Consider the following 13,385-nt stretch of genomic DNA (forward strand, 5'->3'; position numbering starts at 1 on the left):
GTCAGCCGGACTCGGTCCCGCCCCGGCGCCGGAAGACCGGACTTCGCTCCAGTCGTCCGCCGCGGGCCGGGATTGGGGCAGGGCCACGGGGGCACGTGCACCCCGAGACGGTGGAGAGGTGATCGCCCGTGGGTGAACGATCGTTGGCGGCGTCAGCGGAGCAAGAGGACCGAACAGTTGAGGGTGCGGACGCCCGGACGCCGCCGCTGCGTCCCGGCGAATACGAGCCGGGCGACTACGCGGCAGTCGTGGTGCGCAGCGCCCGGGAGGCCGGGGTCTCCCCCGTGCTCGTGATGACCGTGCTCCACAACGAGGCGTACAAGCCGCACCATCCACTGCTGGAGCGGTTGTGGCAGTGGTGGAAGCCCGGGGCGTCGTTCGGCCTGGCCAACATGCACCGGGCGACGTTCGAACGGGTCCGGCGCACACATGGCCTGCCGGGGCGATGGCAGGACCTGCGTGACGACCCCGCCTTCGCCATCCGCACGGCCGCCCTGCACCTGAAGGACCTCGACCGCAGCCTCCCGGGACGGCACGTACGCCGCTACACCCGCGACGAACTCCTCGCCTTGGGCTACAACACGGGTGAACGCAACATGCGCGCCTTCGCCAGGGGCGTCCCGCCGGGCCCCATGGCACGGTCGTACCTGCGTCGCTTCCGCGCCTACCGGGAGCGCGCCACCGAGGCTCTGGCCGACGGCGGCGCATCACTTGACACGACCACCGGCCCGTGACCCGAGTCGGAGGTACGTCGGCGGCACAGGCCGGTGCGGATGAATCCGAGGTGCCTCTGCGCGCGCCGGTCCGGTAGCGTGCGGGCCATGTCGAGTCCTGAGTCAGACAGGGTGGGGGCTTTCGGTCACGCCGTCAGCCCCCTGTACCCCTGAGCCACAGCCCTGCCTGTCACGCCGCATTCCGCGGTGGGACGAGTGTGCCCTGGGGCTGATCGCGGTGACGAGATGACTTCTCGCGCTTCTCCTCACCTCGGAGTCCTCGATGCCCCTCCCGCTGTACCTTCTTGCCCTGGCGGTCTTCGCCATGGGCACCTCGGAGTTCATGCTCGTCGGCCTGCTGCCGGACATCGCCGGGGAGTTCGACGTCACCGTCGGGACGGCAGGCCTGCTCACCTCGGCCTTCGCGATCGGCATGATCGTCGGCGCCCCGCTGGTGGCCGCGCTCGCCCGCGACTGGCCCAGGCGCTCCAGCCTGCTGACGTTCGTCCTCGCTTTCGCGGCGGCCCACGCCGTGGGTGCCGTCACCTCCTCCTTCCCGGTCCTGTTCGCCACCCGGGTCGTCGCCGCGCTCGCGAACGCCGGGTTCCTTGCCGTCGCTCTGACGGCTGCCGCCACGCTGGTCCCGCCCGACAGGAAGGGACGTGCGCTGGCCGTGCTGCTGTCAGGCACGACGACAGCCACGATCGCAGGTGTCCCCGGTGGGTCGATGCTCGGCACGTTGCTCGGCTGGCGGGCCACCTTCTGGGCTGTCGCCGCTCTCTGCCTGCCCGCGGCTCTCGGCATCCTGAAGGGGATGCCCACGGGGCGCGTGAAAGACGTGGCGACTGGCGGGCCGGCCTTGCGGACGGAGCTCGCCCAGCTCACCAGGCCACGGTTGATCCTGGTGATGCTGCTCGGCGCGCTGATCAACGCTGCGACGTTCGCGAGCTTCACCTTCCTCGCCCCCGTGGTGACCGGTACCGCCGGGCTGGACGCATGGTGGATCTCTGTCGTTCTGGTGCTCTTCGGTGTCGGCTCCTTCGTCGGCGTCACCGTCGCAGGTCGGCTGTCCGACCGGCGTCCCGGTCTGGTCGTCGCAGTCGGCGGCCCGTTGCTGCTCCTCGGCTGGCCGGCCCTGGCGGTGCTCGCCGTCGAGCCGGTCGCCCTGTTCGTCCTCGTGTTCGTGCAGGGCGCGCTGTCGTTCGCGCTGGGCAGCACGCTGATCACGCGGGTCCTCTACGAGGCAGCGGGAGCCCCGACCATGGCCGGCTCGTATGCGACCGCGGCCCTCAACGTCGGCGCCGCCGCCGGCCCCCTCATCGCCGCGGCCACCCTCGACACCGCGGCCGGGAACCTCGGACCGCTGTGGACCAGCGGGCTCCTCGTCGCGGTCGGGCTGCTCATCATGTGTCCCCTCCGCACTGTGATCACGGCCGGCCGAAGCGTCGATGTGGTCGAGTGACACACTGTTTGCTCCGGGCTCGACCACCGCTCGATGTGGAGCGGCTCGGGCGGCCACGGCACGAGTCCCACATCCTCCGTCCGCGCACGCCGACAGAGGCCCGACGCACCGTCGTACCTCGCGACAGCCGCCAGCACGTCGGCCACCCAGCTGCTCCAGTGCGACGGCCACCCAGCTGCTCCAGTGCGACGTCGAGCAGCGGCTCGTCGTCGATCGTCAGGTGCATCGTCTCCAGGAACAGGAGTTCCTTGCGCTTGAGGGTCGTGGCGCTGGAGCCGGTCTGCAGCATGCGGGACAGGAAGTCCGGTCAACGATGTTGACTCCCCTGCCGGAGGGCTGCACATTACTTGACGGTAGAACCGTTCGGTAACTGCGCAGCCCGGCACTCTTCCCCGTTCGCACCACTCCGTTCCGCCGACGGCACACCCCGAAGAGAGGGATCACATGCCGAAGCACGCACTCCGGAATGTCATGGCCACATCACTCGCACTCACGGGTGCGCTCGCCCTCGGTCTCCCGGGCGGCGCCGCCCACGCCTCCTCGTCGCTCGACTACGTCGCCCTCGGCGACAGTTACAGCGCCGGGTCGGGCGTGCTGCCCGTGGACACCAGCAACCTGCTGTGCCTGCGCTCCACCGCGAACTACCCGCATGTGATCGCCGCACGGACGGGCGCCCGCCTGAAGGACGTGACCTGCGGCGCCGCCCAGACGAAGGACTTCACCTCGTCGCAGTACCCCGGGGTCGGGCCCCAGGTGAACGCGCTCAGCACGGACACTGACCTGGTGACGCTGACGATCGGCGGCAACGACAACGGCACCTTCATCAACGCCCTGACCGCCTGCGGCACCGCGGGCGCCCTCAGCGGCGGCAAGGGCAGCCCCTGCAAGGACAAGCACGGCACCTCCTTCACCGACCAGATCGAGACGAACACCTATCCCGCGCTGAAGAGCGCCCTGCGGACCGTACGCGCCAAGGCACCCAACGCCCGTGTGGCGGTCCTGGGTTACCCGTGGATCACGCCGCCCGAGGCCGACCCGTCCTGCTTCGTGAAGCTGCCGGTGGCCACCGGCGACGTGCCCTACCTGCGTGACATACAGGCACACCTGAACTCGGCGGTCCAGCGTGCCAGCGACGAGACCGGAGCCACCTACGTGGACTTCGCCCAGGTCTCCGAGGGTCACGACGCGTGCAAGGCCGAGGGCACCCGCTGGATCGAGCCCCTGCTCTTCGGCAGCAGCCTCGTCCCGGTCCATCCCAACGCCCTCGGGGAACGGCGCATGGCCGAGCACACCATGAGCGTCCTCGGCCTGAGCTGACGGCGGCGCGCCTCACCTTCGAACGATCGGTCCGCCCGGGCCCGGCGCGGAACCGGGCGGACGGACGGCTCCCTCACCGCCCGCCCGGTCAGCCGCCGAGCGCGGCGGAAGGCGCGTCCCCGTTCTGGGCCTGCCGGGCCCGTTCCGCGAGCACCGTGGCGAATTCCCGGACACCGTCCTCGTCGACGCCGCCCTTGCCCGCGGAAGCCGCCTCGGTCCACAGCAGCGTCGTGCCGACCCGGGTCTGGGTCACGGCGCCGGGCTCGCCCTGGAAGCCGGAAGTGCCGAACCGCGCGTCCCGCTCGTCACCGATCCGGCCGAGACCGAACGCCTTGGCCTTCTGTCCCGCCCGCTTGCCGTAGTAGCCGTCCCAGAGCACGTCGTAGGCCGCCCGGGCGGCCTGTTCGCTGTCGTAGGCGATGATCAGGAAGGTGACGTCGGCGGCGTTGTCGTCGTGCCGGAAGGTCGAGGCGCCGAAGAAACGGGAGTTCTCGCAGCCCGCGTTGCCCTTGATGGGGCAGGCCTGCTGACGGTACAACTTGTCCGTCTTTACGGCGGTGGGCCGGGCGGACTCCTTCCAGCCCGTCATGGCCTCACCGTCCGGCAGCACTTCCCGGACCTGTTCCTTCGTGAGCGCTGCCGCCTTGCCGTTCTCGCCGTCGCTCTCCGCTCCACCGCCACAGCCGGTCAGCAGCAGTGCTGCCGCGGTCGCCGCGCACCACCGGTAGTTCCTCATGATCATGCCACCACCCCTCGGGCGGTGATCTTACGCCGACGGGACTCCGTTCTGGCCGCGGCGCGGCGCGCTGCGGCCACCTCAGAAGGGCTCGGCGGCCTGGAGGAGGCGCCGGGGCAGATAGGGGGACTCGACCAGGAGCTCCCAGCCCCGGCGGCGGGCGTGGCAGGCCAGGGCGAGGACGTTGAGATCGATCGCGGCGTCCGGGTCGTCGGCACGGTCGGCGACCTGGTAGTGATCGCGGTGCGCTTCGAGTGCGTCGGCCAGGGCCAGGTTGAAACTCGCCTCGTCGCCTTCCACCAGCTGCGACAGCAGCACGGCCGGTCGCGGGAAGAAGCCCCAGTCCTCGGCCTTCCCGGCCTCCTGCAACGCCCGCTCCGCCGCGAGTTCGCAGTCCACGCCCGTCAGGTAGGCGTGCAGCGCCTGCCGGTACGCGGTGTAGGCGGATCCGTCCTTGCCCGCGAACTCGGGGCCGGTCAGGACCAGGGGGGCGAGGTCCTCGCGTACGCCGGTGATCAGAGCGAAGGCGGTGGCCTTCTCCCAGCCGGCGGCGCCCCCGGTCTCGCCTCGCGACGCCGGGTAACGCAGGTTCCGGCCGGCGACCCGCACCTCGGCCTCGGTGCCCGGTTCCGCCAGGGCGATGCGGAACAGGGCCGCCCCGAGCTGGGAGGCCAGCCTCAGGTTCGCCAGCTGGGCGTCGGTGACATCGGCGGAGTTGCCGACCCGCCATTTGAACAACAGCTCCTGGTCCCGCATGGCACTGCCGAGCCGGCGCGCGGCGAGGACTTCGCCGTCCTGCGGAGTGATGGCCTTCTGCGTGTACTGCTCGAACAGTGCCTCGCTCTCCGGGTTGAGGGCCCGGTCGCACGCCGGCCGATCGACCACCAGCGGGCCCGCGGTCAGCGCCGCGGCCGCGGCGGAGCTCCGGTTGCGGCCGAAGGCGCCGACCCTCGGTCCGCGGCCCTCGAAACCGGTGACCAGGGCGTGCGGAAGGTAGTGGGTGTGAACTGCCGGGGCCCAGTTGTGGATCCGGTGGGCGAGCGCGGCCAGCGCGATGGGGACGAGCGGCAGGAGACTGCGCGGTGAGGCGCCGGGCCCGTGCAGGGTGGTGTGCGCGATCAGGAGGCCGGCCAGCGCGGAGTCGAAGGCCGCCCGGTCTGCGGCGGCCAGGGCGCGCAGCGCCTTCAACGCCTCACCGTCCGGCCGGTCGAGCAGGTTCTGACCGGTCTCGTCGGCCCGCAGGCGGAGGCGGTTCAGGGCGGCGTCGAGGGCGGCGAGCTTGGCCTGCGCACTCGGCGGATACTCCTCGTCGTCGCCGGTGTCGTCGAGGACCAGTGCCATCAGCCCGGTGGCGAGTTCCCCGGCGGGTGTTCCCTGGGCCCGTTCCGCGAACTTCTGCCGGGCGAAGTGGAAGGCCTCACCGTGCCACTTGGCCTTGTCCTGGAGGACCGCCAGGCAGAGTGCGTCGATCCACTCCCCGGGGGTGACGCTCTCGGCCGGCGCGTCCTCACCGGGGTCGTATCCCATCCCGAAGTTCACGTACTCCAGGAAGACCTGGAAGCTGCAGTGCGGGTGGTAGGCCGCGTAGGCGACGGCGCCTGCCGCGGCCTCGGAGGCGTCCTTCAGGACGGCCTTGGCCTCCGGGGTGTCGAGGCCGGGCGTCTCGACGGACAGGGCGCCCAGGTAGTCGATGAACTCCTCGGCGATCGACTGCCATTCATAGGTGGACATCCGGCCGGCCTTCGACATGGACCGTATCTGCCTCCCGATCCGGTTCACGAAGTCCTCCCGCGCCGCCGACACGACGGCCCCACCCACCTGGTGACGTTCTATCCGCACTGCCCCGCTCCTTGATCAGAATCGCTGCGGACAGCCTAAGGGTGTGTCGATCACCGGCCCGATGCTCGATCTTGCTGTGAGGGGTGTTCCTGGTGGGAACCTCGGCTCGGAGGGCGGCCGTGGCGGGCGGGGGCGGCTGGACCATGGACTTCCAGGACGACGGCGGTTCCGGCGGCGGTCCGGTCCTCGTGCATGGTGATCCGCCGACCGGGCCGGACATGCGTCCAGTGGGAGGGAGTGAGGGGCACGAGTCGGACCGTGGCTTGGCCGCCGGGCTGGAGCGTGGGCGTTCCCTCGACCCAGAGCGCGGCGATGCTGACCGCACGGTCCCCGGTGGGTGAGAGGTGGCCGATGTCCCACATGGGTCGCAGAACACCGGCGCCGGAGATGGGCGTCGTGCGTCGGGCCTCGACAGCCGGACGGAGCGTCAGGTCCGCTCGGATGACACCGTTGCGGATCTCGGAGCATCGCCAATGACACCAGGCCGCGCTCCGCTCGAACCGGAGCTGCTCAGCCGCTTCGGCGAGTTGCTCCCAGAACGTCAGGGGAAGCGAGCGAGCGTCTCCCAGCTCCTCCAGCAGGCCCAGGGCGATCTCCCACTCGTCGTGGGCGAGGTAGTCCCAGATGTCCAGCACCGTGAGGTCGTTCTCGGTGGCGGTGTCCTCCGGGACCAGCAGGGAGGCCGACTCGAGCAGCCCAGCAACGTCCATGTGCTCATTGTCGCCCCCCTGCTGCCCCACCTCGGTCGACGGGGCGTCAGCCTGCCCAGACCTCGGCCTCGTCGGCGGGAACCGTGGTGGCCAGGCCCAGTTCCTTGCGGGCGGCCACCGACTTGTTCGGGGCGATGCCGGTGAACGCCGGGTCGTAGGCGATGTAGAACGCGTCCACGTCGGCGGCGTTCGCTGCCTTCTTCCAGTTGCCGGCCGCCTTCGTCAGCGTCGCGCGGAGCTTGCCGACCTCGGTGCCCTCGATGCCGCCCAGGCCTTCGACATGGGCGTCGAGGGCGGCCGCGACAGCTTTGGCCTGCGCCTTGTAGCCGGCCAGGTCGTCCTCGACGGTGTCCTTGGCGGGCTGGTTCGCCCACAGTGCCTCGTAGAGCGCGTTCGAACCCTTGAGGTATGTGGCCTGCTCGGGCTTGAGGGACTTCGCGGTGTCCAGCGAACCGCTGAGCTTGCTCTTCTGCGCGGTGTAGGTGCAGCTCACCGCGCGATCCCCCGTAGCCCAGCTCTCCCTGGTCGGGGTGTAGTAGAAGAGCGCGGCACCCTTGGGGAGCGCCCAGGTGTCCGGGGCGTACTTCTGGGCCTCGACGGGGCAGCGCTCGTCCGCGACGGCAGAGACCCCGTCGTCGCCGGGATACTCCTTGCCCTCGTCGAGCGCGAACTCGCCGACGACCTGACCCTCGTGCGCCTCGTCGCAGGGCACGATCTCGACGACGTACGCCGTCCCCTCGGCCTTGCCGTTCGGGTTGTAGCAGTCCCCGACGTCCAGCGAGAACACCGAGCGCTGACGAGCCACCTTCTTCGCGCCGTCCTTGGCGCCGTCGACGGCCTCGGAGACGTCCGAGCAACCCACCGCGCCGAGGGCGAGCAGGGCGGCGACAGCTGATATGCCGCGGAGGGAACGATAAGGGGCACGGACTGCCATGACGTGCACATCCTTTTATGTGATCTTTACATGGGACGGGCGCATCGTATGCCACTGCCGTGACCCGGTTGTGCCAAGCCTCTCTACCTCGTCTCGACGTCTCTGACCGCCGACGGGCCGAGAGGGTTGTATGCGGGCTGCGTCACTGGAGGACCATGTGAGACAGGGCCCCCTTCTCCTGGAAGGGGGCCCGCCCGTCGCCGCGACTACTTGCCGGGGAAGGATGGGGGCATGGGCATCGGGACCTCAAAAGGATCGCGAGCATCCCCCGCCTGATGGGACTGCACGTCAGAGACCTCGAAAGTGAGTCGCCAGGTCGCCGGCGTCAACACCCGCTGCGCCACCTGACCGCGCGCCTTGCGGAACTCTCCGGTGCCTCCGGTGATCGCGTTGACGACCGGGCTCGGGGCCGGAATTCCGGCCTGCTCACCCTGGATCGTGATCTGACCTCCCGCCAGCACCGCGGTCGACACGCACTGTCCCGCGTTGCGTTCGAGGTCGTCGATGACGCAGAAGCCGCCGATGCGTCCGACCGAATGGCCTTCGGTTCCCTCGGTCGACATCAGATTTCCACTGAAGACGAACTGGTCACCGACACTGCGGCCGGTTGCGCCGAGGTCGATCTCCTCGCCGACCTGCAGCTGCGCCTCCACGCGGATGGTGCGGCTCTTCGCCGGGGAACCGTCGTCGGTGTGGGGGGCCACGGTCGAGGCCGCTTTCCGGGGCGCCACGTCGGCCGACGCGGGTCCGATGAGAGCGAGCCCGGCAGAGCATCCCAGGACCGCGACGGCGAGGAATATGAACGGCCGGCCAGCGATATTCAAGGTCGCCTCCTGTCCATTCCGGTCGTGACGGGTCTCGCCTGCGTTTATGACGGACCCACCATCTGGCGGTAACGCTAATGAGATGCGTGGCGGCATGCTCCACAGAGGGCCGGAAATTGGGCCATTGGGGTGCACCGGCACTGAGACGCCGCTGTGCGCGTACGACCTGCTGCCGCGCCTTGACCACGCTGAGGCAGCCCCGTGACCGCGCGGTCGGTGGGCCGAAGTCGCAGCCAAGCGATGACCGGTGGCGCCACACCTCACTCGCCACCGACGGGATGTCGGTCTCCCTCAGGTAGGTGTCCACGGTCGGCTCCTCGGCAGCCGAAAATGATTTGAGCGGGCGGCGCACCGCTGCTACTTTCCGTCTCGGACCGTGAAGTCGTCGTATGGAGGTGAGACCCGTGAACGCAGTTACCCATGGGTGCTCCCTCAACCCGTCACGGTCCGGCGGCTGACGTTCGGTGTCGCCAGGAGCGCCTGAGTATCGAGGCACTCCTGGAAGGAGACTCCGATGGACACGAAGCCTTTCATTTCCGGCCTGAGCGAGAACGCGGTGATGATCACTCGCGTCGCGGACAGGCAATGGCACGCACTGGACGACGACCTGGTCGTCGGCCGCGGGCATGCGGAACACCGTCCCGACGGACGCCTGTTCGTCAGCATCGACGCCTGGCACGACGTCGCCTTCGACCGGCTCACCGAGGCGATGCTGGCGGAACTGCCCGCGCCGCTGTACACGGTGGCCGACGAAGCCGATGTCGAGCTGACGGCCGGCTGGCGGCGGGCGGGTTTCACGGTCCGGCGCCGCGAGTGGGAGTACATGGTGCCGACCGATCCGCAGGCAACAGGGCTCGAAGCCGTCCTGCCGCCACCCGGTGTGACGATCTTGCCCGCCGGTCAGGCGGACGAGAGGCTGCTGCGGGCGGTGGACCGCGCGATCCGTGACGAGGTCGAGGCGACCGTCGGGTGGCAGTCGATGCCCGCGGAGGTGATTCCTCGCCCCGAAGGTGACACCGTCGTCGATCCGTCGATGTACGCGGTGGCCGCGACGGCGGACCGCTACCTGGGCCTGATCCGGGTGGCGAGGGTGAAGAGGCCGCGCATCGGGCTGGTCGCGGTCCGGGCCGGCCAGCAGCGCCGCGGCATCGCGCGGGCGCTGCTCGCCCACGCGCTGGGGGCGCTGCATCGCTCCGGGTCCACTGCGGCCTGGACCGAGGTCGACGAGTCCAACCGAGCGGCCTCGGCGCTGTTCGAGACCGTCGGCGCCCGGTCGACGAGCAGCAACCTGGAGCTGGTGCGATGACGAAGAACAAGAACGTCATCGAAGTCGAGGGCAAGGTCGTCGAGTGCCTGCGCAGCGCCATGTTCACCGTGGAGCTCGAGAACGGCCACCAGGTCCTGGCGCACATCAGCGGGAAGATCCGCAAGCACTACATCAAGATCATGCTGGAGGACCGGGTGCTGGTGGAACTCCCGCCGTACGACCTGACGCGCGGCCGGATCGTGTTCCGGTACCGGAACTAGCGGCGGTCGGCGCCCCGCGCGACGGCTGATCCCGGGGCCCCGGTCACGGCGTTTCCGTGACCGGGGCCCCGGTGACGGTCCGGTCCCGGCCGCGTGCCGGGAGCTCGACCGCTCCCACGCCATGAGCCCGGGCTCCGTCGAGGGGAGGGAGGCTCCGTCTACCGGTTGGTGGGCCGCATGTCGCCGTCGTACACGGTGCGGTAGTCCGGCACGACTGTCCGGGTGCCCGGAGACGCCGTCCCGACCTGGGCGAGGAAGGCGTCGAGGTCCATCGCCGGGTCGCGGACCGGGGAACCGGTCAGCGGCAGCTCGAAGTTGTCCCAGTGGACGGGGACGACGACACCGGGGGCGTCCAGAGCGCGCAGCAGCCGGGACACATAGCCGTGGGTGGTGCTGGTGGCAGTGGGCACGGCGATCATCGCGAGGTCGGGACGCAGGCCCCGCACCTCCCGCTCGGCGAAGTCGCTGGCCCCCATGAGGAATGCCGACGGACCGTGCTCTCCTGCCGTGATCTGGAAGGCCAGGGTGTCGCCCTCGGGCAGATCCGCGATGGTGCTGGGAACTGTCGCGGGTGGGGCGTTCAGCGTGCCCGGGGCGAAGTACGAGCAGTTCTTGTTGCGGCTGTGCAGGCTGGACACGACCTCGACGGTCATCGTGCCGAGGTCCAGTACCTCGCCGCCCTTCACCACGGAGATCTGTTTCGAGTCGACTCCGAGGGCGGTGAGCAGGTGGTACGTGGTCTCGGTGCCGATGACGCGGGCACCGGTGGTCTTGGCGATGTAGGGCACGTCGGCCAGGTGGTCCCAGTGGGAATGACTCACCAGCACCACTTCGGGACGGCCGATGTGCGGGTCGACGACAGTGGGATCCGTCGTCAGCCTGGTCTCCGGGACGAGACCTCCGTCGAACAGGCCGGTGCGGAATCGGGTGAGGTAGGGATCGAAGAGCACGGTGCGGCCGCCCACGTCGATGCGCCAGCCCGCGGTGCCGAGCCAGCGGTACGACACGGAACGGGCGGCCCGGTCGCCGCCGCGGCCGGCGGACGCAGCCGTCGGGGCCGCCGTGGCTGCCGTGGCTGCGGTGGTCGGGATCAGCGGGGACGCCGCACCGAGCGCGGTGCCCCACAGCACCGCACGGCGGTTGAGCGCGCGGCCGGAGGGGGTGCCTGGTCTGTCCGAGGCGTGCATGTCCTTGGTCATGGCGTCAGCAGATCAAGGGGTGAAGTGCCGTGTCCAAGACCGCAGTGCGGCACTTCCGATACGTGAACGCATATGTGCCCTGCTCAGCGGCCGTCGCCACGGAGGTAAGCGGCGGCCATTCCGGCTGCCCTGCCTATCGCCGCGTCCACTGTGGCACGGGAGGCGGTCAGGTCGTGGGTGCGCGCGAACACGGCTATCGCGTAGCACTCACCGTCCGGGAAACGGGCGACGCCCGCCTCCATGTGCAGTCCGGGCAGGGTCCCGGTCTTGGCCGCGACCGCGACACCGTCCGGGAAACCCGACACCAGCCGGTGCCGGAAGACCTGCTTGCTCATCAGGTCGCGCACGAGCGCACAGGCTTCAGGCGGCCCCGCGGCATCGGTCCAGACGAGCCGGAGCAGCCGTGTGATCTCGCGGGGTGTGCTCGCCGTGGTGCGGCGGGGATCCAGCACCGTCAGCCTTCTCTTCCCCTCGTCCGACAGGGCCGGGTAGCGCGCCGCGAACTCCCTCTCGTCGCGTGCCCCGACCTCCTCGAGCATCGACTCCAGCAGGTCCCGCGGGCCGCCCACGACGCGCGTCCGCTCCAGGCCGAGTTCCTTCGCGAGCAGCCTCACAGTGTCCAGCCCGACTCGGTGGAGAAGCAGGTCCGCCGCCGAGTTGTCGCTGACCGACATCGCGAAGTAGGCGAGATCGCGCAACGACAGTTCGACATCGTCCAGGCAGCCGGCGGTGCCCCAGCCACCGAGCCGGTCGGCCGAGGTCACCCGCACCCGCTCCCTCGGATCGAGCTGACCGGCCACGACCTGCCGCGCGAACTCCAGCACCAGCAGCATCTTGAAGAGCGAAGCGATGACGACGGCGTCATCGGCGCCCACGGCGACTTCACGGCCGCCCCGCCCGCCGTCGACGCCGCCCGCGGCCGGCGTGCCCGCGCGGACGGGCACAGCGTGTAACTGTCCTCTCGCGCCCGCCTCGGCGAAGATCCGCCGGATCCGGTCCTCGGTCGCTGTTCGCGTGCTCATCGCTGCTCATCCTCGGGCATCGGCGTTCTCGGTCGTCGGTCGGCCGACCGCCGACCCGGACCATCCCCGTCTCCCCCGCAGGACGGCATTGCGCATAGGATCCTTGATCGTGGATCTCCTACGCCACCTGCGTCTCTTCGTCACCGTGGCCGACGAGCTGCACTTCAGCCGGGCCGCCGAGCGTCTGGGCATGGCCCAGCCACCGCTCAGCCAGGCGATCCGCCGGCTGGAGGAGGAACTCGGAGCCGAGCTGTTCGACCGCTCACAGCGCGGCGTCCGGCTCAGTGCCGCCGGAACGGCGCTGCTGGAAGAGGCCCACGATCTCCTCGCCCGGGAGAAGAGGCTGCGCGCCCTGGCCCACCGCGCCGCCGACGGCGGCCTCGGCACCCTGCGCGCGGGCGTACCGCCCGACACCACGGCCGCCGTACTGTCCGCGTTGCTCTCCGCCTGCGCGGAACACGCACCGGAGCTCTCCGTCGACCTGCAGGAGGTCACCACCGTGGAGCAACTGCGGCTGCTTGCCTCCGGTGGCCTGGACGTCGGACTCGTGCACCACCCCGTGGACGCCACCGAACTACGGCTCGGCCCCGTTGCCTCACTGGACCTGGGGGTCGTGCTCCCCCGCACCTCGCCCCTGGCCCGCCTGCCGGAAGTGACGCTCGGCGATCTCTCCGGTCACGACCTGGTGCTCTTCCCGCGCGCACACGCACCCGGCTGGCACGACCACATCCTCGACGTGTGCCGCACCGAGGGCTTCGTCCCCGGCCGCCTCCGCCACGCCTCCAACCCCGAGTTCCTGCTCGCCCTGGTGACGGCGGGACACGGAGTCGCCTTCGACCAGGGGCCGGCGGCCCGCAAGGAACCCCGTGTCGCCTGGTCCCCTCTGGCGGGCCGCCCCCTCACCGTGCGGATCAGCGGCGCCTGGCCCACCGGCCGCGGAGCCCACCCGGCTGCCCGCCGCTTCGCCGGACTCGCCGCCGACGTCCTGGCCCGCCACCACACCACCCCACGACGCGAGGGCACTGCCCGCCCACCCGACGACACCCCGCGTCCCTGGTCGGTGGTGTACGGCTGAACACCGGATCGAGCACCCCTGCAGCGT

At 70.4% G+C, this 13,385-nt stretch carries 13 protein-coding genes; 6 read left to right on the top strand and 7 right to left on the bottom strand.

Annotation, left to right across the window (positions count from 1 at the left end):
- Window positions 1-248: 248 nt before the first annotated feature.
- The 3 genes from CNQ36_RS01040 (at window position 249) to CNQ36_RS01055 (ending at window position 3,492) form a co-directional block, all read left to right on the top strand.
- Window positions 249-734, top strand: coding sequence for a lysozyme family protein (locus CNQ36_RS01040; protein ID WP_228312887.1), 486 nt, complete (start codon window positions 249-251; stop codon window positions 732-734).
- A gap of 262 nt (window positions 735-996) precedes the next feature.
- Complete coding sequence (locus CNQ36_RS01045) at window positions 997-2,175, top strand: Cmx/CmrA family chloramphenicol efflux MFS transporter (RefSeq protein WP_121544537.1); 1,179 nt, start codon at window positions 997-999, stop codon at window positions 2,173-2,175.
- A 444-nt stretch (window positions 2,176-2,619) separates the two neighbouring features.
- Window positions 2,620-3,492, top strand: coding sequence for an SGNH/GDSL hydrolase family protein (locus CNQ36_RS01055; protein WP_121544538.1), 873 nt, complete (start codon window positions 2,620-2,622; stop codon window positions 3,490-3,492).
- Window positions 3,493-3,580: 88 nt separating this feature from the next.
- On the opposite strand, the gene CNQ36_RS01060 is transcribed toward CNQ36_RS01055, so the two are convergent.
- The 5 genes from CNQ36_RS01060 to CNQ36_RS01080 form a co-directional block, all read right to left on the bottom strand.
- Entirely contained in the window at window positions 3,581-4,234 is a 654-nt protein-coding gene (locus CNQ36_RS01060; RefSeq protein ID WP_121544539.1) for a hypothetical protein, read from the bottom strand.
- Between the two features lie 75 nt (window positions 4,235-4,309).
- Window positions 4,310-6,067, bottom strand: coding sequence for an immunity 49 family protein (locus tag CNQ36_RS01065; RefSeq protein ID WP_206278394.1), 1,758 nt, complete (start codon window positions 6,065-6,067; stop codon window positions 4,310-4,312).
- Between the two features lie 50 nt (window positions 6,068-6,117).
- Complete coding sequence (locus CNQ36_RS01070) at window positions 6,118-6,777, bottom strand: hypothetical protein (RefSeq protein WP_121544541.1); 660 nt, start codon at window positions 6,775-6,777, stop codon at window positions 6,118-6,120.
- A 46-nt stretch (window positions 6,778-6,823) separates the two neighbouring features.
- Complete coding sequence (locus CNQ36_RS01075; protein WP_121544542.1) at window positions 6,824-7,711, bottom strand: septum formation family protein; 888 nt, start codon at window positions 7,709-7,711, stop codon at window positions 6,824-6,826.
- Window positions 7,712-7,917: 206 nt separating this feature from the next.
- Window positions 7,918-8,535, bottom strand: a complete 618-nt coding sequence (locus tag CNQ36_RS01080; RefSeq protein WP_228312888.1) for a dirigent protein — start codon at window positions 8,533-8,535, stop codon at window positions 7,918-7,920.
- Between the two features lie 514 nt (window positions 8,536-9,049).
- Here CNQ36_RS01080 and CNQ36_RS01085 point away from each other — a divergent pair.
- Both CNQ36_RS01085 and infA read left to right on the top strand, forming a co-directional pair.
- On the top strand, window positions 9,050-9,841 hold the full coding sequence (locus CNQ36_RS01085) for a GNAT family N-acetyltransferase (protein ID WP_121544544.1): 792 nt from the start codon (window positions 9,050-9,052) through the stop codon (window positions 9,839-9,841).
- Window positions 9,838-10,062, top strand: coding sequence for a translation initiation factor IF-1 (infA, locus tag CNQ36_RS01090; RefSeq protein WP_004936508.1), 225 nt, complete (start codon window positions 9,838-9,840; stop codon window positions 10,060-10,062). Before CNQ36_RS01085 ends, infA begins: the two co-directional genes overlap by 4 nt.
- A gap of 158 nt (window positions 10,063-10,220) precedes the next feature.
- On the opposite strand, the gene CNQ36_RS01095 is transcribed toward infA, so the two are convergent.
- Together CNQ36_RS01095 and CNQ36_RS01100 are read right to left on the bottom strand one after the other, a co-directional pair.
- Window positions 10,221-11,249 (bottom strand): MBL fold metallo-hydrolase, encoded by a 1,029-nt coding sequence (locus CNQ36_RS01095; protein WP_121548314.1) that lies wholly within the window; start codon window positions 11,247-11,249, stop codon window positions 10,221-10,223.
- Window positions 11,250-11,344: 95 nt separating this feature from the next.
- A complete protein-coding gene (locus CNQ36_RS01100; protein ID WP_121544545.1) occupies window positions 11,345-12,283 on the bottom strand; it encodes a serine hydrolase in 939 nt (312 codons plus the stop codon).
- Window positions 12,284-12,392: 109 nt separating this feature from the next.
- Here CNQ36_RS01100 and CNQ36_RS01105 point away from each other — a divergent pair, with 109 nt between their 5' ends.
- A complete protein-coding gene (locus CNQ36_RS01105; RefSeq protein ID WP_121544546.1) occupies window positions 12,393-13,358 on the top strand; it encodes a LysR family transcriptional regulator in 966 nt (321 codons plus the stop codon).
- The last annotated feature ends 27 nt before the right edge of the window (window positions 13,359-13,385 follow it).

It is taken from the genome of Streptomyces fungicidicus, assembly GCF_003665435.1.
Lineage (GTDB): Bacteria > Actinomycetota > Actinomycetes > Streptomycetales > Streptomycetaceae > Streptomyces > Streptomyces fungicidicus.

Excerpts from the sequence above, each read along its gene's own strand:
- CNQ36_RS01045 (WP_121544537.1), top strand. The coding sequence starts at position 997 with ATGCCCCTCCCGCTGTACCTTCTTGCCCTGGCGGTCTTCGCCATGGGC.
- CNQ36_RS01055 (WP_121544538.1), top strand. The coding sequence starts at position 2,620 with ATGCCGAAGCACGCACTCCGGAATGTCATGGCCACATCACTCGCACTC.
- CNQ36_RS01060 (WP_121544539.1), bottom strand. The coding sequence starts at position 4,234 with ATGATCATGAGGAACTACCGGTGGTGCGCGGCGACCGCGGCAGCACTG.
- CNQ36_RS01070 (WP_121544541.1), bottom strand. The coding sequence starts at position 6,777 with ATGGACGTTGCTGGGCTGCTCGAGTCGGCCTCCCTGCTGGTCCCGGAG.
- CNQ36_RS01075 (WP_121544542.1), bottom strand. The coding sequence starts at position 7,711 with ATGGCAGTCCGTGCCCCTTATCGTTCCCTCCGCGGCATATCAGCTGTC.
- CNQ36_RS01085 (WP_121544544.1), top strand. The coding sequence starts at position 9,050 with ATGGACACGAAGCCTTTCATTTCCGGCCTGAGCGAGAACGCGGTGATG.
- infA (WP_004936508.1), top strand. The coding sequence starts at position 9,838 with ATGACGAAGAACAAGAACGTCATCGAAGTCGAGGGCAAGGTCGTCGAG.
- CNQ36_RS01095 (WP_121548314.1), bottom strand. The coding sequence starts at position 11,249 with ATGCACGCCTCGGACAGACCAGGCACCCCCTCCGGCCGCGCGCTCAAC.
- CNQ36_RS01100 (WP_121544545.1), bottom strand. The coding sequence starts at position 12,283 with ATGAGCACGCGAACAGCGACCGAGGACCGGATCCGGCGGATCTTCGCC.